Consider the following 19,609-nt stretch of genomic DNA (forward strand, 5'->3'; position numbering starts at 1 on the left):
TTCAAGCCAAGCTAACGGGCGCGCAGCCGTCCGGTCACGGCCGTGCGGCAACCCGCCCGTCACGAATCTGACGGCCCAGTCGCCCTCGTGAGCCTGCCGAACGATTCACCCACGCCACGCCCGGTCACTCCACAAATCTGACGTCGAGCGCCTCGCGCAGTTCGGTAACGACCTGGCCCGGCTCGGCGAGGCAGCGCCAGGCCGGCACTCGCCGCACTTCCGTGACTGCGGCAATGATGTCGAGCCGACCCAGGACTCGACGAAGAGGTCGCCCTTCCGGATTGCCTTCGGGATCGTCCACGAGTACCGCCAGGGTCTTGTCGCCGAGGCTGAGCGTGAAGTCGACCGGATACCCCGGCAGTGGTGTGCCCCAGCACACGGTCAGCCCGGCGGCGCGCAGTCCGGGGATCAGCTTGTCGACCGGGCGCGGGTCAACGTCGGCGTTGTCGGCCGCCGGCGCTGACGGCGTGGCGAGCGCTGCGAGCAGCCCGCGTTGCGCGGACCACCACGATCTGTCGCCCACGACGAAGAGCTGGGACTTGGCCCGGGTGATCGCGACGTTCCACAGGTTGGTCTGGTTGACGAGCCAGCCGCGGGTTTGCTCGCTGATGCCCTGCGCACCGACCGGCGAGATGACCATGATGTCCCTCTCGCTGCCCTGAAACTTGTGAATGGTCGCGCACAGCAAGTTGTCGCCGAGGCCAGCTTCCTTGAGGGCTCGGTCCAGGGTGCGCTGCTGCTCGGCGAGTGGTGTCACCACACCGATGGAGGCGTCCGGGTACTCCTTCCGCAGTCGCTGCACCTCGCCCACCACTGCCTGCACCTCGTCGAAGTTGCGACCGGACCCGGTGGCGCCGCGGCTGAAGCGGCCCGGCACGTCCACCCAGCGGGTAGCGGGTTCGGCCGGTGCGGTCAGCCGGGCCGGGTCGGTGAGTACGACCAGCCGGTTCTGGTAGACGACCCGGTTCGGCGCGTCGATGATCTCCGGGTGGCAGCGATAGTGCTCGTCGAGCAGGATCGTGCTTCCGGCCGCGGTGGCGAACGCCTCGTACGCCGAATGGCCGCGGTGGGTCAAGCGGCGATTCGTCAGCCACTCGTGCCCAAGCCCGTTGCGCGCCTGTTCGCCCCGATCGTCGGCGTCGGAAAGTTCCACCACGGGGGCGAGTTGCCGTGGGTCACCGATGATCAGGGCGCGTTTGGCTCGGTAGAGCATGGGCAGGATGGCCGCGGGCGTGCATTGGGCGGCTTCGTCGATGACGACCAGGTCGAACAGTCCGGCATTGGGCCGCAGCCGGCGGGCCGACATCGCGGTGGTCGCCCAGCCGGGAAGCACGGCGAGGATCTCCGGCATGTAGGACCAGCTTTTCCCGTCCGGCTTCGCCATCTCGTCAGCCCGGTTCCGCAGCACGGTCGAGCCGGCGGTGACCCGGGCAGCGATCTGGGCGCGCAGCAGCTGATCGCTGTGCTCGGGTCGGGTGTCCCGTTGCAGAGTTCGTAGCCGCTTCCAGGCTTGTTCGGCGGTGCCCGGCCGGGACGCGAGTTGTCGCCGTCGCTCGCGCCAGCACTGCTCGATGACCGCCCGCTCACCCAGCGCGGCGATCGACGCACGGTCGGACACCCCTCGGGACCGCAGCCGCCAGCGGTACCACCACCCGAACCACCAGCTCCGCAGCGCTCGGTCGGTGAGGTCGACGAGCCGGGCCAAGGCCGCGTCGTCGTCGGCCAGGGCGAGGTCCCGCTCGAGGGCAAGGTCGGCGAGATCACGTTCGAGGAGACGGTGTTGGTCAAGATCGTCGCGCAGTCGGCTGATCTCCTGCGCCGCGAGCCGCAACTCGTTCCACGGCCACGAGCGTCCGGTATCGGCGGTGGCCACGCCTGCATCACCTCGGCGAGGTACTGCGGTTCCCGCTGCCGATAATCCTTGTTGCCCGTGCGTAGCACCAGGCCGGGGCCGATCATGCCGGTGACCCGCTCGACGACCTCATCGACCGCGCGATTGTTGGTGGAGCCGATCAGCACGCTCTGCCCGGCCGCCGTCGCGGTAGCCAGCAACGCGGTGACCAGTTGGCTCTTGCCGGTGCCGGGCGGCCCCTGTGCGACGGTCAGCGGGCGGCTCATCGCCGCACGGATGATCTCCTCCTGTGTCTCGTTGACCGGGCTCAGCGCCACCGTCAGGGCGTCGTTATCCGGCTTGTCCTCATCGTCGGCCCCGCGCGACAGGGCACCAAGGGCGGTCGATGCGATCTTTCCCGCGTTCTTGGTGATCTCCCGCAGGTCCTCGATCAGCTGCTGCTCCGGTGACTCCGTGCTGCCGGCGGCGAACAGCATCCCGGCGTTCTGCGCGCGGTTGATCGGCCCTGCGTTGACCTTTCCGACCAGGTTCTCCGGGTCGAGGGCGGACACCGGCTTCACGCCGAACGTGTTCGCCACCAGGTTGACGGCCTTGGCCAGGGAGCCGCGATCGCCGGGCTCGATCAGTTCGGCCACCGCCTGGCGCAGTTCTTCCGCCTCTACCTCCGCCAGCTGGAAGTGGTCGATCAGAGCTGAGCTCGGCTGCGGTGGTGCCGGGTGCGCCGCCCCGTCGTCTCCGAGGTCAAGCTGGCCACGAGCAGCGGCGCCAGACGTACCTGCTGCTTGCCCTTCTGCTGCAAGGCGACGACCGGGTAGCCGTACTGCAGCGAGCGTCCGCTGTCCTCGGCGAGCTTGGCAAGCTGCCGCCCACTCCCCTTCAGCGGGATCGCCTCGGTGGCCGAGAAGATGACTTCCCGGCCTGCGGGCGCGGCGAGGTAGGTGTCCCTATCTCCTGGATTCACGAAGAACTGCAGAACGGCCAAACGTTGTAGGCAGCCGACGTAGTAGCCGAGCAATCGCCGCCACCGGTCGGTGTCGAACGGTGCGTCGTCCGGATCCTCGGTCCGGCCGCTCGGGGGCCGCTGCACGCGCTCGCCCGGCCCAGCCACCAGCGGGATGGGGTCGGTGACACCCTCGCTCGACTCGACCGGCTTATCCTGGCGGCGGCGTGCCATCTCGGTCATGGCGTATCGGGAAAGGTCGCTCGCGGTGATCCAGCCGCCCTCGGCGGTCGGCTGGGCCGCCCCGCGTAGCCCGGCGAGCAGCACCTCGGTGAACACCGACGGCCGATCCGGGCCCTGAGCCTTGGACGCCTTCAGGTGGTCGCTCGACTGGAGCATGAACGTGCCGCGCTCGCGCTTGAGCCGACGCGGCTCTTGCCGTACGCCGTTGCCGAGCCGGTGACGCGCGGTGAACGAGCCCGAGAAGCAGCAGTCCAGAATGACTACCTTCTGGCTGGCCTTGGTGTGGTTGAGCAGATGGCGCAGTCTTCCCTCGACGTCGAACGCGGTGGTGTGCAGCAGGGCCGTGTCGGTGTCGATGGTCCCGAAGAACAGCGACTGCCGGTCGTCGTACAGGATGCCGTGGCCGGAGTAGTAGAAGACAGCAAGGTCACCGGTACGCCGGGCGCCGTAGAATTCCTCGACGACCTGCATCATGTGCGCGGCCGGCAGATCAAGATGGTGTTCGACGCTGTCGAAGTCACCCTCGGTGTCCAACACCGTTCTCAACTCTTCGACATCCCGGCGGACGCCGGGCAACGCCGCGAGCTTCGGATCGGCGCGATACGTCGCGGTGCCCAGCACCAACGCGTGCCGACCCATCAGTACGCGCGCTCGATCGCGTCCCGAACGATGTCGATCATCGTGGAAGTCTGCGCCTTGGTCGGCTGATCGATCGTGAGCTCGATGTCGCCGACCTTCAGATGCGCCTTGCGACCCCGATTGCGGCCGAGGAAGCCCAGAACCAAGTCGACGAGAGCCTGCGCGTAACCCGGATCGGCGGTGGCAACGACCGTCAGCGTCCCCAGCACCAGCTCACCGACGCCCTTGCTTCCGGGCTCCGCATCGAGGTCGAGCCGACGAACCTCGCCAAGGTCACTCAGGTCCTCGGCGAGCTCGCCGGTCACCAGGTCGAGGGCGAAATCATCGTCCTCCGGCAGCGACGTGAAGCTGACTTCGACGACGACCTCGGACACCCGTACCTCCCGCTGAGCCCCATCACAGACGCGTCCGCAACGCTACGGATAGTAAGAACAGCGATGATAGATGTGTCGCCTTTCCGACTGGGCTTCGGGTTTGTCCGGCCCATTGCCGCTACGGCTCCTCGACGAACAGCCCGTAGAAGTTCCGTCCCGACCGTGCGTCACGCTGGGCGTCGGGCCAGGGCTCGCCGGTTCCTGATGTCGTGCCGTGCCGCAACGTTTGGATGAGCCACGATCGATCTCGGCGGCTCACAACAACACGTCGAGGATCTTGGTCGCTCGCTTCTCTTGGTCGGCGTAGGCGTCCGGCGCTGCCGACCGTTGCACGGCCTGCGCTGCGTCGCCAAGACTCTTGGACTCCCAGTCGGACACCTTGAACAGCCGTTCGTAGAAGGCACCTGCGGCGTAGCGCGGATTCATGAGCTGCGCCACGGTGCCCCAGCCCTGACTCGGACGCTGCTGGAAGACGCCGATCGAGTCGAAGTTGTTGCCGCTTCCCTCATTTGGCCGGTCGAGTGAAGCCGGGACTGCGGGGTTGGCCAGGTTACGCAGGCTGGACTCCTGCAACCCAGTCATCATGGCCACCAGCATCGCCCGGCGGGAAAGACCACGCTCCCGAGCAACCTGCACGATCACCGCGGCATTGTTCATCTGTGCCTGGTTGAGGCCCGTCACCGGCTGCGGTGGCCGGGACGCTGTCGACGAGGGTTTAGGAACCGCGCCAGACGCGGAAGGGATGACCGGTGCCGAGAGGACGCGTTCCGCACCTCGCGTGGCAACGCTCGTTTTCCCCGGAAGCCCGGCGTCGATTGCGACCGGCTCCGTGGTCGGCCGTTCGGCGCCGCTGACAAAGATGATTCCGCCCACGGCGGCGGCGACGAGACTCATCGCGATCAGGAGGGCCATCGTGCGGCCCGATCGTCGGCCTCGGCACCGACCTTTCCGATGCCGCCGCCTCGACCAGTCTGTCTCGTACATGTCCGGCCGGGATTTGGGCCGTTCGTGCGCTACGGGATACGAGTCCGGGCGATCGCCCGGCGCACCGGCCGTCCACCGCGCTTCGCCGTCGCCAGGCTGGATGTACGCGACGCGTTGACGCGGAACCGAAGGCCGAGCCGGCGGAAGCCCGCCTGGTCGTCGATACTGTGCAGGTTCGGCCGGATACTCTGCGTCAGGCGCGCGATCAAAACGGGCTGTTCGATCGAATACTGCCGGATGATCCGAGAACGCCGGCGCCACGAACGCGACCACCCTTCCGCAAACAACTGGTCTCTGCGTGGCATTACGGACGCCCGATGGTCACCGGATCAAAGCCGCGACGACCAGAAGCGACGCCGGCCCCCGAGAGAAACAGGGACGCCAGGTCAGCGCTCACCCGCGGTGGTACGTCGCGGAGGTAGCCCGCCGTCTCCCCCGGCGGGCTGTAAACGGCCCAGCCCGCGGGTCCCCGTGCTTGGGCGACCCGAGCACGGTCGGTCGCGTGGCGGGGACTCGGCACAACGTTTCGCCGGCGGGTACGCCGTGATCTGGTCTCAGGGCCTGCCGGCGTGCGGCTGGTTCACCTCAACCGCCAGGAGGCGACCTTCGCGGGCGTTCTTGCGAGCTTCTTCCTGGAAGTCCGGCGCGGAACACAGGAACAGCGTCCGCCCGTCATCGCCGCCCAGCATGCAGGCGAACACGCCGCCGCCGGGCTCGACGGTCCGCTCGATCTTGCCGCCCTCGAAGACCCGGATCGCTCGTCCGCCCGTGGCGTCCGCGATCCAGAGCGCACCTTCGGCGTCCAAGCCACAGCCGTCCGGCGCGACGACCAATTGGCCGAGCACCGGCTCGAGGTCTCGCTCGGTGGGTGTGGGACCGAACTCGGCCCACGTACGTCGGTTTGCGAGAGTCCCGTCCTCGGCGATGTCGAAGGCGGCAACTCGGTTGCCGAAGGTCTCGCAGACCAGCAACGTGTTGTCGTCGGTGATGACGCTACCGTTCGGGAAGAGCATCTCGTCCGCGGCGACGCTGACCGTTCCGTCAGGGTCGACGCGGAGCAGTCGGGCCGGTACTAGCGGAGCCCCTCCCATGAGGTCGAACCCGAACTCGCCGACGAACGCGCGTCCGCGGGAGTCCACGACCATGTCGTTGGGGTGTCCACCCACGTGGGCGGAGAGGTCGGCGTGGACGCTGAGGCTTCCGTCTTTCTCGAGCCGCAGGATCCGTGCGTCTCGCATCGAGACGACGAGCAGTCTCCCATCAGGCAACCAGCCGAGCCCGGAAGGTTGCTGGGGCACCTCGACTTCCTGGCGCAGGTCGCTGCCGTCGGCGGCAGCCGAGTACACGGCGTAGGTGTAGAAGTCGGAGAACCATATCCGGCCGTCATGCCACCGCGGGCACTCCAGGTAGGACAGGCCCTCGATCACCGTTCTGGGTTCGGTCGCGCTCATGGTCGCTCCGTATGTGATCGGGCCGATGGTGGACGGGTCAGCGCGCGACCTCAAGGAATCGCTCGAGCTCCCGCTCCGGGTCGGGACCGCACGGCTGGAAGACGATCTCGGTGATTCCCTGCGAGCTGATCTTGTCGAGCTTGTCGCGCACCTGCGCGCGGGTCCCGGTGAGCGTCACGTCGCGCAGCGTGACGTTGCCGCCGGCGTTCCAGGCGGCCTGGTCGGCCTCGTTGAGGCCGACGCAGTGCCGGGCGTGGACGGCGAGGTGACGCTCGGCGGCCGGCGCTCGCTCCACCACGTCCATCCACTGCTGACCGCCCGGAAGAGCGCGGACGGCGTCCGGCCCACCGAACTCGAAGGCGCCGTGGAAGGACAGTGCCCATCCCGGTCCGCCGGCCGTACGGGCGTGCTCGGAGTCGTCGCTCTCGTCGTCGTCGAGGACGGTTCCCCAGGCCAGGTAGGCCGACCAAGAGTAGTCGTTGGCGAACTCCGGCAGCAGCAAGGTGGTGAACAGTCCGTCGCCGAGATCGTTGGTCACCTTGTTGCCCCTCGGGCCGAGTGCGCCAACGATCACCGGGACCTCCACCGGACGGTGCGGGGCGTGACCGTCGGGGTGCAGCATCTGCATGGCGGCCCCCTCCCACTCGACCACCTCACCACGCAGGAGGCCCCGGTAGGCACGGATGTAGGCGTCCATGAACGACCAGGTGACCGGCCCGTAGCCCATCGCTCGACGCCCGGTGAACCCGGTGCCGAACGCCACCGCGACCCGGCCCGGAGCGAGGGCACACAGCGTCGCCGTGGCGGCAGCGTTGACCATCGGGTGCCGCAGGCTGGGGACAAGGACACCCGGACCGAGACCAATGCGCTCGGTCCGGACCGCAGCCAGGGCCAGCGTCATCCACACGTCCGGGCTTTGTTGCGGGGTGTCATAGACCCAAGCCCGCTCGTAGCCGAGAGCCTCTGCCACCGCGATCATCTCGGGCGAGTCCAGAGCCGTCGGAAACGCACACGACACCTTCATGGCCAGTCCCTCTTCTGGTAGACGGCAGGCCGACATCTTTCGCGCGGGTGCTTACTAAGCGCATAGTCACAGGGGGCACCGGAGTGTGTCAACCCTCACACCGCGCCCTTGGAATACCCTCGTTGCAGTGCGTAGGAAGGCGTTATCACTTGGCTAAACCGCGGCAGGCACGGCTGACCGCCGCCGAGGTCGGCCTGCTCCAAGAACTGGACGACGAGTCCCCGAGCCTGTGGCCCACGGGCCTCAACGAGGTCGCTCGTAAGCTGCTCACCTCCGCGGTGCGCTGCTTCGCCTCGAATGGTTTCCACGGCACGACGACTCGAGACATTCCCGGCATGGTGGGCCTCAGCCCGGCCGCTCTCTACGTCTACTTCCCGTCCAAAGAGCAGGTGCTCTTCGAGATCATCCGAACCGGGCACGAGAATGCGCTCGACCACATCCGAGCCCCGGAGATCCAGCTCCTCGGAGGCGCAGCCGAACGCCTGCACGCCATCGTCTCGCGCTACACCGAGTGGCATGCGCGCCACCACGTGATCGCCAGGGTCTGCCAGTACGACCTCGCAGCCCTGAGCGTCGAGCACTACAACGACATCCTCGAGCTACGACATCAGACGAACGCCGTGTTCCGCGGTGCCGTTCAGCAAGGCGTCGACGACGGGACGTTCGGAACCGTCGATGTCAACCGGGTCGCGCGCGCCATGCTGTCGCTCGGCATCGACCTGGTCCGCTGGTATCGACGAGACGGATCAGAGACACCGGAACAACTCGGCAGGTCCAACGCGGATCTGGCCTTGAAAATGGTCGCGTAGAACGCATTCACGTCCCGTGCAGCGCCGCACAATCCACCCGCATCACTACCTCCAGTCCGGCGGACGTTGAACGATTCCTCGCATCGGGAGCAGGCATGCGGCAGCGGGCACGTCGCGTCGGCGAAGTGATTACTCGGTGAGCGTGTTCACGGTGTCGGCCAGGCCGTCGTTGCGGTTGATGCCGATGAAGAAGTCGCTCCCGATGTGGGAGATGTCCTCGATCTCGTCGATCAGGGTGTTACCCGGAATGCCGATGTCGCTCTCCACATCGCTTCCGGACCAGTTGTACTGGTAGACCCAGTTCCATCCGGTTTCCGGAGTGGAGTCGTTGATGGACCTGGTGTTCCAGATGTAGTTGGCGGAACAGTCGATGCCCTGGTCGGAACGATTGTCGTGAGTCGTCAGGCTGCTGGTCACCAGCGTCCACCCGCTCGTCAGCGCGCCCGATCCGGCATGGGTCCACAGCTTGTTCAACCGCCGGGCGGCGTATTTACCGGCTCCGTCGGCCGCCGTTGCGCTGTAGCAGAAGCCGCTGATGTTTCCGGTCGGCAGGGTGACCTCGTCGGCGTCGGGGTTGATCGAGCCGTCGGAGTTCAGGTGCACGATCCCCACCTTGGCGCTCGGGAAAGCGGACTGACTCCCCTGGGTGGCGATGAGGGCCGGGCCATGGCCCAGGTAGTTCGGGTGGTAGGCGAGGTCGTTACCGTGGCCGAGCTCGCTGATGGGCACCGGCCCCTGTGCGCAGGTCCAGCTCGTGTTGTCCCAGGTCGATCCGTCGCGTACCCATCGGGACAGGGCCGGATCCCCGGCGCTCCCCTTCGAGAAGATGATGTAAAGCGCGCCGCTCGGCCCCGCAACCATCCCTTCCAGCACGGTGCGACCACCCCGGCACGGGCTGCTGTTCGTGATCGTCAGCAGTACCGCCCCGCTCCGGTCCGTGGCGGCGTAGGCGGGTGCCGTCGCGGCGACAGTGATGCCGGCCATGAGCGCGAGCACGGATGCAGCACCGAAAAGTCTCTTCACCTGGACATCTCTCCTTGGGATAGACGGGAGAGAATATCAAGCGCTGTCTACCTATTGCGGCTGCTGCCGTCGCGGGCCGGCGTTTGCGGGCGTGGAACCGTCGATGCAGGCCTGGGCCAGCATCTCGCCCAGCAGCGGGGCGAACTTCATCAGATTCTCCCCGTACATGGCGAGTACCCGGCCACTGCGGGCGAACTGCAATCCGTCGCCGAGGTTCGGGTCGTGCGTGCAATACAGGCGGCCGATCGGGCGTGGCTCGACGTGCGGCAGGTGCTCGACGACATGGTCGGTCACCGCCTTCAGCGACGCCCGTTCCGCGGCCGGCCGGCCGCCCGCCCAGGTCACCAGCGCCGGATCGAGGTGGCCGCCGACCGCCCAGCTGCCCGGCCCGGCCAGGTGCTGGTAGGTCCCCAGCAGCCCGTCCGCCGGCTCGGTGATCCAGCACTGCAACGGTGCCGGCGCCCCCGGGCGAAGCGGGAAGCTGACCCGCAGGTGGTGCTCCAGCGCCGATGGGGTGTCGATGCCGACGCCGGCGGCCAGGGCCGAGGTGCCGGCGCCCGCACAGATCACGACGGCGTCGAACGTGTCCGCCTCGGTGCCGGACTTGACCCGTACCCCCAGCCTGGTCTCTTCGACGGCATCGACGTGAGCCTGCCGAACGCGGTTGCCCACCGCGTCGACCAGGAACGCACGGATCCGGTCCACCCGGATGACACCGCCGGCCGGGTCGATCAATGCCGGACCGGCGAAGGTACGAGCCGGCAGGCGCAGGAGTGGGGATCCGGCCGCCACCATCTCGTGGGCCGCGCCGGCCGTGGCCATCGCCTTCGCCCACGTCCCGACCTCGGCGCCACTGACCACGGTGCCGACCTCGTCGACCAGGGCGGCGCCGGCCCGGTCGCTCCATTCGGCGAACAACGCCCGGGACTGCGCAGCCAGCGCCACCATGTCGGGGTAGGTGTGCGCCAGACGAAAGATCCGGGTGTCCCCGGCCGAACGCTCACCCATGGGTTCGCCGGATTCATAACACCGGACGTCAACTCCCCGCCGGAGCAACGCGACCGTCGCCGACAGGCCGACGACCCCTCCGCCGACCATTGCCACCTTCATGGCCGTCGACGCTATCAGCGCCGGTCAGCGACAGCTTCGGACGACTTCCGACCCAGTCGGCCGGGAGCTGAAGGTCTCGTCGTCGAGAGCCCGGCCGGGCCGGACTAGAGCGAATTCTGTCGTATTTTGCCTGGTCAGCGCGTCGACGGCGTAGCGTCGCGGTGGTGGAGCGCAAGGTCGAGGTGGGGCACGGTCACGGCGGTGTGGTCTCGTTGAACGAGCCGATGCTGCGCTACCCGGGCAACCCGGTGTTGACGGCATGGCATGTCAACCAGGTGTGGACCGATCCGCATCGGCAGGTGGTGACGGTGCACAACGCCGGCGCCGCCGTTGTCGGTGATGAGACGGTCATGATCTTCCGGTCTCATCTGCGGTCCGGGGTCAGCGTGATCGGAGTTGCGCGGAGCACCGACGGGATCTCGGGCTGGCGGGTCGCGCCGGAGCCGTTGCTGAAGCCCGCCACCCCGGCGGATGCCTTCGCCGCGGGGGTCGACCAGTCCGCGATGGTGCGGATCGAGTCGGGCGGGGTCGAGGACCCCCGCATCAACGTTGTCGACGGCGCGTATGTGATCACGTACAGCGGCTACGACGCGCAGACCCGTAACCAGGTGCGGGTCTGCCTCGCGGTCACCGAGGACTTCACCAGCGTCGTACGCCATGGGCCGGTTCTCCAGCAGGACATGCGTAACGTCGTGATCTTCGGGGAGCGGATCGGCGGGAAGTACTTCGCGCTGTTCCGGCCCAATGATGTGCTGCCGGGCGACACCGGCGGCACCTACACCCAGATCCGGATCGGATGCGCCGACGACTACCGCGCGGGCAAGTGGGAGATCGACGACGAGCCGATCATGCGGACCGGCTGGGGACCGAGCGCCTTCTCGGACAAGATCGGACCGGGTGCGCCCCCGATCCGGAGCTCGGCCGGCTGGCTCGACCTGTTCCACGGCGTGCGGACCACCATGGACGGGAACCCGTACGTCCTCGGGGTTGCGCTGCACGACCTGGAGGATCCCCGACGGGTGCAGATGTCCAGCATTCCGGTGCTGTTCCCGACGCGGGCCGATTGCCGGATCGGCGAATCCGAGTACGTGCACGTGCCGAACGTGGTCTTCTCCTGCGCGATGGTGCGCCGCACCGACGGCACGATGCTGGTCTACTACGGCGGCAACGACACCGTGATGAACGTGGCCGTCACCCACGAGGACGTTCTGGTCGAGCTGTGCCGCCGGTACGGACAGGACCCGTTGACCGGGCGCTTGCTCTACCCGGTCTGAGCCCGGTCAGTGGCCGTACTTGTCGAAGGGGACGGCCCAGTCGCCGAGCCCGTTGTCGATCTTCACCGTTCTCGGGCTGCGCCTGATGTCGACGACGTCGCCGACCATGAAGTTCTCGTAGACCCACTTGGCGTCGGACACGCTCAGGTTGACGCAGCCGTGCGACAGGTTCGCCCGGCCCAGCGAATGGTTCCACGGGGCGGCGTGCAGGAACTCGCCGGAGTACGTGATCCTGGTGCAGTACTCGATGTCCTCGGGCGCGTAGTAGTTCGGGTCGTTCGGGTCGGTGATGCCGTAGCTGGCCGAGCTCATGCTGTGCACGCGTTCCTTGGACAGCACCACGTGCGGTCCGCCGGTCGTCCAGTAGCTGATGTGCTGACCGTTCGCGCCGGTCGTCGAGCCGCCCTTGCCGAGGCTGCACTTCATGCTGCGGACGAGCTTGCCGTCGATGAAGACGTTCGTCAGGTGGGCCTTGTAGTCGGTGATCGCGATCAGCTGACGTCCGACGGTGAAACGGGTCGACGCGTTCGTCTTGCCGTACACGCCGCTGCCGAGCTTCACGCCGAGGACGTTGACGTTCACCGTGATCGCACTGCCGCCGGCCCAGTACTTCTCCGGCCGCCAATGCACGGTCCGGCCGTCGGCCCAGTAGAACTTGCCCTCGACCGCGGGCGACGTCGTGATCTCGATGGCCTTCTCCGCCGCCGCCTTGTTGACGGCCCGGCTGAACGCGATGATCACCGGCTGGCCCGCGCCGTACGCGTGGCCCTTCTTGAGGGAGCTCATCGCGTTGGCCCGGAACGTCACCTCGACGAGGCGCTGCGGCTTCACCGTAGTGAAGCTGGAGACCTTCACCGTCGCGGCGCCCGAACCGTCGGTGGCCGTCGCAACCACCTTGTACGTCTTGCCGTAGTCCAGATCGCCGGTGGATTGCCAGGTCCCGTCGGGCTGGACGGAACCGGAGACCTTCGTCCCGCCCGAGGTGACGTCGACCGACCGCAGCGCGGCACCCTCGACGGTGACGACGATCGGGTTCGCCGGGGACACGGCCGTCGCCCCGCTCGCCGGGGTCACGCTCAGCCGAACCGGCACGACCGGCACGCTGACCTTTTCCTCCCGGTCTGCGGCAGCGGCGGGCGCGGTAATCGCGGTAGCCGGCGCGGAACCACCGATGGTCGCCACAGCGGCAGCGCCCAGTGTCCCGATGATCACCTTGCGTCGCTGAATCATGGCCCTCGCAATCGATGGTCCCCGCCGTTGCCATCATGGCTGCACAGGACAAGACGTAGCTGAGGCCGGAAAGGTTACATGCCTGCCAATCTTTTGCCGAGGCCCGAGATTCACGGCGAGATAGAGACAACAGCGCATCGAACCGCCCGGCGGGCAGCTCGAGCCGGAAACGGGCCGGTGGCCGGCCCGTTTCGGACCGGCCACCGGCGGGTGGTGAGTTAAATGGCGCAAACCCTACGTCTGGTAGGTGGAGACCAGCTGCTGCAGTTCCGTCGCCATCGCCGCCAGGCTGTTCGCCGTCGCCTGGGTCTCCGACGCACCCGACGCCGCCGAATCCGCCGCCGACGCCACGCCCGCGATGTTTCCGGCGATCTCCCCGGTGCCGGACGCCGCCTGGGCGACGTTTCGCACCATTTCACTGGTCGTCGCGGTCTGCTCCTCCACCGCCACGGCAATCGTCGATGCGTAGTCGTTGATCCGGCCGGTCACCTCCGCGATTTCCGCGATCGCCGAGATCGCCTGCGAAGTCTCGTCCTGGATCGCCGCGATCCGCGACGCGATGTCGCCGGTGGCTCGCGCCGTCTCCTGCGCCAGGTCCTTCACCTCGGTCGCCACCACCGCGAATCCCTTGCCCTGCTCACCCGCGCGCGCCGCCTCGATGGTGGCGTTCAGGGCCAGCAGATTCGTCTGCTCCGCGATCGAGGTGATCAGCTGCACCACACCGGTGATCTGCGCCGAGGACTGCCCCAGCTGCCCCACGATCTTGTTCGTCCGGGTGGCTGCCTCCGCCGCCTCGGTGGCCACCTTCGCCGCCTCGCCCGCATTGCCCGCGATCTCACCGATGGAGGCCGACATCTGCTCCGCACCGGCCGCCACCGTCTGCACGTTCGACGACACCTGCTCGGCGGCCGCCGACACCGTCCCCGCCTGCGCCGACGTCTCCTCCGACGACGCCGACAGCTGCACCGACACCGCCGACAACTCCTCCGCGGCCGCCGCCACCTGGGTGGCGCTCTCGGTCACGTCACGCACCATCGCCGACGTCGACGCCGTCGAGGCGTCCAGCGCCATGGCCAGCTGCGCCACCTCGTCGCGGCCGGTGAGCCCGGTCCGCTGGGTGAGATCGCCGCCCTGGACCCGGGTGAGCACGGACACGCACCGCGACAATGGGCCGGTGATCCCGCGGGCGATCAGCCAGCTGGCGGCGCCGGCCAGCAGCACACCGAGAACCACGAACACGATCACCATGGTGCGGGCGCTGTCCGAGGTGGCACGCGACTCGTCGTTGCGGGCCTGCGCGGCGCCGGTTTCAATCTTGATGAGGTCGTCCATCCCGCCGGTGAGGGAGGCGAGGAGCGGCTTGGCCTCCTTGTCGCGTACGCTCGCGAACTCCGCCCGGTCGTCACGCTCGGCGGCCGGGCCGAGCTTGGCGTCGCGCAGCTGCCGTACGGCGGCGATGGCCTGCTTGACCTGCGCCACCGCCTTCTCCCGGCCGGTCATGTCCGTGCTGGTGTAGGCCGCGAACGCCTGGTCGAAGGTCGCGTCCTGGTCCTTGGCGGCCTGCAGGAAATCGCGCACCTGGGCGTCGTCGGTGGAGACCACGGCGTTGAGGACGTTGATCTGCATGACCTCGGCCGCGTGCTGCATGCGCGCGAGGTTGGTGATCGGCACCAGCGTCTGGCCGTACATGTAGTCGGATTGGTCCTGCATCGCGCCCATGTTGATGAGTGCGGCGGCGGCCACCCCCACGGCCGCCACTCCCATCGCGCCGACCGCCATCCCGATCTTGGTAGCGACCTTCCGGTCGGTCACCAGCCGCATCCAGCGGTGACCGCCGACTTCACGCACCTCATCTGCCCTGCTCATGGAACCCCCGCATTCGTTACCGGCCCCCCGGCCGGGTGTGGCCTGCGCCACGTTGTGACACAGATCGGCCGGGCGGCGGAAGGCGCTGAACAGTTCAGGTCAAAAAACCCTGACGCAGTGGGATATTGCATCCCGGCTATGGCCTGGGCCGTAGCTACCCCGAGGCCAACGGACGCGCGACGGGCCGGTGCAGGCGCCGGCCCGTCGCGGTGGGTCAGTTGCAGGTGGTGCCGTTGAGCTTGAAGCCGGTGGGAGCGGCGGCGTTGCCGGTGTGGGTGGCTTGATAACCGATGGTGGCCGAGCCGCCCGCCGGCAGGGCGCCGTTGTAGCCGGCGTTGGTCGCGGTCACCGTGCCACTGGTCGGCGAGTAGGTGGCGCTCCAGCCGGCGGTGATCGTCTGCCCGGTGGCCAGGGTGAAGGTCAGCGTCCAGCCGTTGATGGCGGTGCTGCCGGTGTTGGTGATGGTGATGTTGTTGGTCAGTCCGGTGTTCCACGCGTTGACCGCGTTGGTGACCCGGCAGGTGCCGGTGCCGCCGGGGCTGGTCGGCGGTGCGCTGGTCGGCGACGTGGTCGGTGCCGTCGTGGGTGCGCTGGTCGGTGCCGTCGTGGGTGCGGTGGTCGGCTGGCTGCCGCCGGCGGCGTTGATGATGGCGGTGATGATGCTCGGCTGGGTCACCGTGACGGAGCTGCGGTTGAACAGGCCGAAGCCGTACTGGCCGTTGTAGCCGTTGTCCCAGTACGCGGTGGCTGCTCCGTACTTCTTGGCGGTGGACACCAGGGCGCCCGCGAAGTTCGCCCGATATGTGTTGTTGGCCGAGTCGAAGGACGTCTTGTCGATCGAGCCGTACTCGCCGACGAACACCGGATATCCGCGTACGACGAAGGCGTCGTGCATCTTCTTCAGCATGGTGTCCAGATAGTCTTCCTGTCCCCAGGTCGACCTCTTTGCCGCATTGGTCGCGGCCGATCCCCACTGTGTGATGTTGCCGTCCTCCTGGCCCGTGAAGTCCCACGGGTCGTAGTAGTGGACGGAGATCATGATGCGCTGCTCGCTACCGGGGATGGAGCTGGACCGGTACTGGTCGGTGGGCAGCACGAAGCCGTAATTGCCCGCGGTGTACTCGATGTTGGTGTTCCAGCCGGGTACGAGCAGCCACCGCGAGGCGTTGGTGCCGCCGGTCTTCCGGACGGTGTCCACGAAGATCTGGTTGTAGGCGTTGATGTTCGAATAGCACGGCGAGGTCGGATTGCCGTACTGCCCGTCGAACTCCTCGTTCATGGACTCGAAGATCAGGTGCTCGTTGTAGCTCTGGAACTTCGTCGCTACCTGTTGCCAGACCTTCTGGTACTTGTCCCTGATCGTCGTCTGGTCGGCGGAGTCGCAGATCAGCCAGGAGCCGGTGACAGACTTGTAGCCGTCGCCATGCATGTTGATCAGCACGTAGAGGCCCTGGCTGTAGGCGTAGTTGACGACCTCGGCGATCCTGCTCAGCCAGGCGGAACTGATCGTGTAGTTCGGGCCGGCCCCGATGTTCCCCAGATAGGAGACGGGGATGCGGATCGTCTTGAAGCCCGACGCCTTCACCCGGTTGATGAGGGCCTGCGTGACGACCGGGTTGCCCCAGGCCGTCTCGCTGGGGATTCCGTTGGCGTTCGCCTCCAGCTGGTTTCCCAGGTTCCAGCCGGCACCCATGTCGGCGACCAGCTGAGGGGCGGTCAGCTGGGCGGTGACGTCGGCCGAGGCGGGCCTGGTCACGCCGTACACGGCTCCGGCGAAGGCCAGGGCGGCGGCAAGGAACGCGAGCCCGGCCCTCCTTACTGTCGAACTCATGGATCTCCCTCTCGTACGGTCTCGAGCGCTGGCACCGGCGGTGTCTCCGGTCCGCGCCCGGCGACGAGTGTCGGCATGGGCGCGGCAGCACTAGCCATCGAAGCGCTTCGATGACTAGTGCGTCAAGGCGTCGACGAGGCGGGCAGCCGCGGGATCACCCGCGTGCCCGTCGGCCTGGTCGGCTTGTCATCGCCCGGAGGCGCCGGACCCGCTTCGAGGCCTGACGAGCCCCTCCCGGCACCCGCGCCCCTAGAGTGACGGCGTGGCGCGGGTGTTGGTGACGGGCATGTCGGGCGTGGGGAAAAGCACGGTGCTCGAAGAACTGTCGCGTCGCGGTTACTTTGTCGTCGATACCGACTACGACGGCTGGACGTCGGCGGACGGCACCTGGGACGAGCCGCGCATGGCCGCCCTGCTCACCGAGCGCGAGGAGGTCGTGGTCTCCGGAACGGTGGACAACCAGGGTCGCTTCTACCGCGGTTTCGACCAGGTCGTTCTGCTGAGCGCGCCGCTCGACGTCGTACTGGGCCGCGTCGCGAGCCGGTCGAACAACCCGTACGGAAAGACCGCCGAGCAGCGGGCAGAGATCGAGCGCTACCTGCACGAGGTCGAACCGCTGCTGCGTCGCGGCGCCACCGTGGAACTCGATGGCCGGCGCCCGGTCGGGGAACTGGCCGATGCCGTCGAGCGGTTGCTGACCGCAATGCCCTGACCCGACCGAGGCAGCGGAGAGCCGGTCCGGTCAGATCAGGGCGGGTCAGATCAGGGCGGGTCAGATCAGGGCGGGTCAGATCAGGGCGGGTCAGATCAGGGCGGGTCAGATCAGGGCGGGTCAGATCAGGGCGGGTCAGATCAGCGCCGAGCCGGGTCGGACCCGCCGGCGGGGGCATACGACCAGACCTCGCTGTGTACGCCGACCGGCCGCGGCGCCGGCTCACCCGCGCGCTCGGCGGCCGAACGGTGCCCGTGCGCGAACGCCGGCGACTTGACCCACGACTCGAATGCGTCCTCGTCGCGCCACCGGGTGATGACGAGCCACGTGGTCCGCTCATCGGTGGGGCGCAGCAGCTCGAAGCCCTCGAATCCGTCCTGATCGTCGACGGCGCCGGCGCGCGCGGCGAAGCGGTGCGCCAACTCGTCGCCGCTGTCGGCCGGCACCGTAATAGCGTTGATCTTGACAATGGTCATGGTGCCATTCTGTCCGATACGCCGGGACTACGTCCGCACCCCCGCCGCGGCCGGGGCGGCCTACAGCAGGGATCGGCGGGCGTCCCGCGGGCCGGAAACTCTCTCGGTGAGCAGTTCGAGCAGGCCCAAGGCATGGGCGCTGGCCAGCGCGCCGGCCCGGTTTCTCGCGTTCAGTTTGCGGAACAGCCTCGCCTGGGTGTTCTCGACCGTCTTCTCCGCTATACCCAGCGACCTGGCCGTCTGCCGGACGGTGTCGCCGCGCGCTATCGAACAGAGAATGTCGGCCTCCCGTACGGTCAGCTCCGGCAGCCCCTCCGCGGCGCTCAGACCGGGCACCGGGCAGGTGGCCAGGCCCGGTGCCGAGCGCCCGGCCAGGCCGAGCGTGACCGCCCGCGCGGCCAGCAGCCCCTGGCTGGAGACGGCCAGCTTCTGATAGATCCGGCGCTTGTGGTTCTCCACCACGCGGGTGCCGAGGCCGAGCAGGCAGGCGATCCGGGTGACCGGGTGGCCGGCCGACAGCAGCGCCACGATGTCCTGCTCGCGGTCGGTGAGCTCGGCCGACGGTCCCGACGGCAAAACGGCGGTCAGATCAGCGTGGTGGTGCGCCAGCACCCGGAGCAGGGCGTCGAGGCCGTGCGACGACGGGAGCAGCGTGTCCACCCCGGCCTGCCGGGCCGCGGCCACGTCCCGGCTGGTCAGCTCCCGATAGATCAGCACCAGCCGGGCCCGGTAGCAGTGTCCGCGTACACCGGCGAGCGCCGAAAGGTACCGGCCCATCGACTCGTCGACGCAGCACAACACCAGTTCGGGCGCCCGCAGGCGGCACAGCGGGAGCAGATCGGCCGGGTCGCCGACGTCGCCGATCACCTCGAACTCGGGGCGGGCCGACAGGGTCGCGGCGAGTACGTCGCGGAACAGTCGTTGAGCGCCGCAGATCGCGACGGGCACCGGCTTGGCGGCCGACGTCTCCATCGCAGCCTCCCTGGCGGATCACCCTCCCGCCCGGGCGCCGGCGAGCAACCGGCGGAAAACCCGGCTAATGGGCCGGCGCAGGCGCCGGCGGCGGGAGGAGCGCTTCTCTCAGCCGGGATTAAACATAGACGGAAATGATTGTTCGCTCTTCTCGCGGTTTGACAAGCCACTAGGGGGTTCTGCCCCCGTGGGTGCCGTAGTGGACAGACCCCCGTGCGATGGTCCACAGCGTGATAGTTGCTGCCTAGCACGCAGAACCCCTAGGGGATATACGTCGATCGCCGTCTATTGACCGCGATCTGGAACGGTACAAGTATTGCCGCAAGCGCCGAATGATCCGGCCGGCGGAATCGGTACCGCACCCTCCTTTCTTGCCGGGATGCGGGCGTCCGTCCGCTTCAGACTGTCGCGTGTTCCGCACCATGCCGTGCCCTTTCCTGGGCATTTTCCGGCTTCGCGCGCTCCCCGCAATTCCATGGCACTTGTGGGAGGAGAAATGAACTCGGTTCGCAGCAAGGTGCCCAAACCGCTCACCGTCACCGTGGTGACGACCGTGGTCATGGCCGGGCTGGCGATGACGGGTCCCGCCGTCGCCGCCGTGCCGTTCGAGGTGCAGACCCTCGACGGCACCGGCAACAACGTCGCCAACCCGACCTGGGGCAAGGCGGGCACCCCGTACGCCCGGGTGGCGGCGGCGCGGTACGCCGACGGGATCAGCCAGGAGGTGGCCGGGCCCAACGCCCGCTACGTCAGCAACCGGGTGTTCAACGACATCAACCAGAACGTCTTCTCCGAACGA

At 68.0% G+C, this 19,609-nt stretch carries 15 protein-coding genes and 1 pseudogene; 4 read left to right on the plus strand and 12 right to left on the minus strand.

The genetic code is table 11. From position 1 onward, the window contains the following. Positions 1–124 precede the first annotated feature (124 nt). The 5 genes and pseudogenes from ODJ79_RS44160 to ODJ79_RS44180 form a co-directional block, all read right to left on the minus strand. Positions 125–3,674 (minus strand): annotated as a pseudogene (locus ODJ79_RS44160) (AAA domain-containing protein). Continuing rightward, positions 3,674–4,048, minus strand: a complete 375-nt coding sequence (locus ODJ79_RS44165; protein ID WP_263029726.1) for a hypothetical protein — start codon at positions 4,046–4,048, stop codon at positions 3,674–3,676. Before ODJ79_RS44165 ends, ODJ79_RS44160 begins: the two are co-directional and overlap by 1 nt. A gap of 255 nt (positions 4,049–4,303) precedes the next feature. After that, positions 4,304–4,960 (minus strand): hypothetical protein, encoded by a 657-nt coding sequence (locus ODJ79_RS44170; RefSeq protein ID WP_263029727.1) that lies wholly within the window; start codon positions 4,958–4,960, stop codon positions 4,304–4,306. A 626-nt stretch (positions 4,961–5,586) separates the two neighbouring features. Then, complete coding sequence (locus tag ODJ79_RS44175; protein WP_263029728.1) at positions 5,587–6,483, minus strand: SMP-30/gluconolactonase/LRE family protein; 897 nt, start codon at positions 6,481–6,483, stop codon at positions 5,587–5,589. Between the two features lie 37 nt (positions 6,484–6,520). Next, entirely contained in the window at positions 6,521–7,453 is a 933-nt protein-coding gene (locus ODJ79_RS44180) for an LLM class flavin-dependent oxidoreductase (RefSeq protein ID WP_263029729.1), read from the minus strand. Positions 7,454–7,629: 176 nt separating this feature from the next. Between ODJ79_RS44180 and ODJ79_RS44185 the strand changes: the two genes are divergently transcribed. Further along, a complete protein-coding gene (locus tag ODJ79_RS44185; protein WP_263029730.1) occupies positions 7,630–8,316 on the plus strand; it encodes a TetR/AcrR family transcriptional regulator in 687 nt (228 codons plus the stop codon). Between the two features lie 129 nt (positions 8,317–8,445). On the opposite strand, the gene ODJ79_RS44190 is transcribed toward ODJ79_RS44185, so the two are convergent. Continuing rightward, on the minus strand, positions 8,446–9,339 hold the full coding sequence (locus tag ODJ79_RS44190) for a hypothetical protein (protein WP_263029731.1): 894 nt from the start codon (positions 9,337–9,339) through the stop codon (positions 8,446–8,448). A gap of 51 nt (positions 9,340–9,390) precedes the next feature. Beyond that, positions 9,391–10,449 (minus strand): FAD-dependent oxidoreductase, encoded by a 1,059-nt coding sequence (locus tag ODJ79_RS44195; RefSeq protein WP_317620756.1) that lies wholly within the window; start codon positions 10,447–10,449, stop codon positions 9,391–9,393. Positions 10,450–10,613: 164 nt separating this feature from the next. Between ODJ79_RS44195 and ODJ79_RS44200 the strand changes: the two genes are divergently transcribed. Further along, a complete protein-coding gene (locus ODJ79_RS44200) occupies positions 10,614–11,723 on the plus strand; it encodes a hypothetical protein (RefSeq protein WP_263029732.1) in 1,110 nt (369 codons plus the stop codon). A gap of 6 nt (positions 11,724–11,729) precedes the next feature. Here the strand turns inward: ODJ79_RS44200 and ODJ79_RS44205 are convergent, their stop codons facing one another. The 3 genes from ODJ79_RS44205 to ODJ79_RS44215 form a co-directional block, all read right to left on the minus strand. Then, positions 11,730–12,815, minus strand: a complete 1,086-nt coding sequence (locus tag ODJ79_RS44205) for an Ig-like domain-containing protein (protein ID WP_263029733.1) — start codon at positions 12,813–12,815, stop codon at positions 11,730–11,732. Between the two features lie 372 nt (positions 12,816–13,187). Next, positions 13,188–14,819 carry a methyl-accepting chemotaxis protein gene (locus tag ODJ79_RS44210; RefSeq protein ID WP_263029734.1) on the minus strand — a complete coding sequence of 544 codons (1,632 nt, stop codon included), beginning with the start codon at positions 14,817–14,819 and terminating at the stop codon, positions 13,188–13,190. A gap of 214 nt (positions 14,820–15,033) precedes the next feature. Further along, entirely contained in the window at positions 15,034–16,650 is a 1,617-nt protein-coding gene (locus ODJ79_RS44215) for a cellulase family glycosylhydrolase (protein WP_263029735.1), read from the minus strand. Between the two features lie 262 nt (positions 16,651–16,912). On the opposite strand from ODJ79_RS44215, the gene ODJ79_RS44220 reads away from it, so the two are divergent. After that, complete coding sequence (locus ODJ79_RS44220) at positions 16,913–17,362, plus strand: AAA family ATPase (protein WP_263029736.1); 450 nt, start codon at positions 16,913–16,915, stop codon at positions 17,360–17,362. Positions 17,363–17,502: 140 nt separating this feature from the next. Here ODJ79_RS44220 and ODJ79_RS44225 read toward each other — a convergent pair whose 3' ends face one another. Together ODJ79_RS44225 and ODJ79_RS44230 are read right to left on the minus strand one after the other, a co-directional pair. Beyond that, positions 17,503–17,838, minus strand: coding sequence for an antibiotic biosynthesis monooxygenase family protein (locus ODJ79_RS44225; protein WP_263029737.1), 336 nt, complete (start codon positions 17,836–17,838; stop codon positions 17,503–17,505). 60 nt (positions 17,839–17,898) lie between these two features. Continuing rightward, positions 17,899–18,810: a response regulator transcription factor gene (locus ODJ79_RS44230; RefSeq protein ID WP_263029738.1), complete on the minus strand. Its 912-nt coding sequence runs from the start codon at positions 18,808–18,810 to the stop codon at positions 17,899–17,901. Between the two features lie 496 nt (positions 18,811–19,306). Here ODJ79_RS44230 and ODJ79_RS44235 point away from each other — a divergent pair. Next, positions 19,307–19,609: peroxidase family protein (locus tag ODJ79_RS44235; protein ID WP_263029739.1), on the plus strand; the 303-nt coding region annotated here is incomplete at its 3' end.

The organism is Actinoplanes sp. KI2 (genome assembly GCF_025630775.1).
In the GTDB taxonomy this organism is placed as follows: domain Bacteria; phylum Actinomycetota; class Actinomycetes; order Mycobacteriales; family Micromonosporaceae; genus Actinoplanes.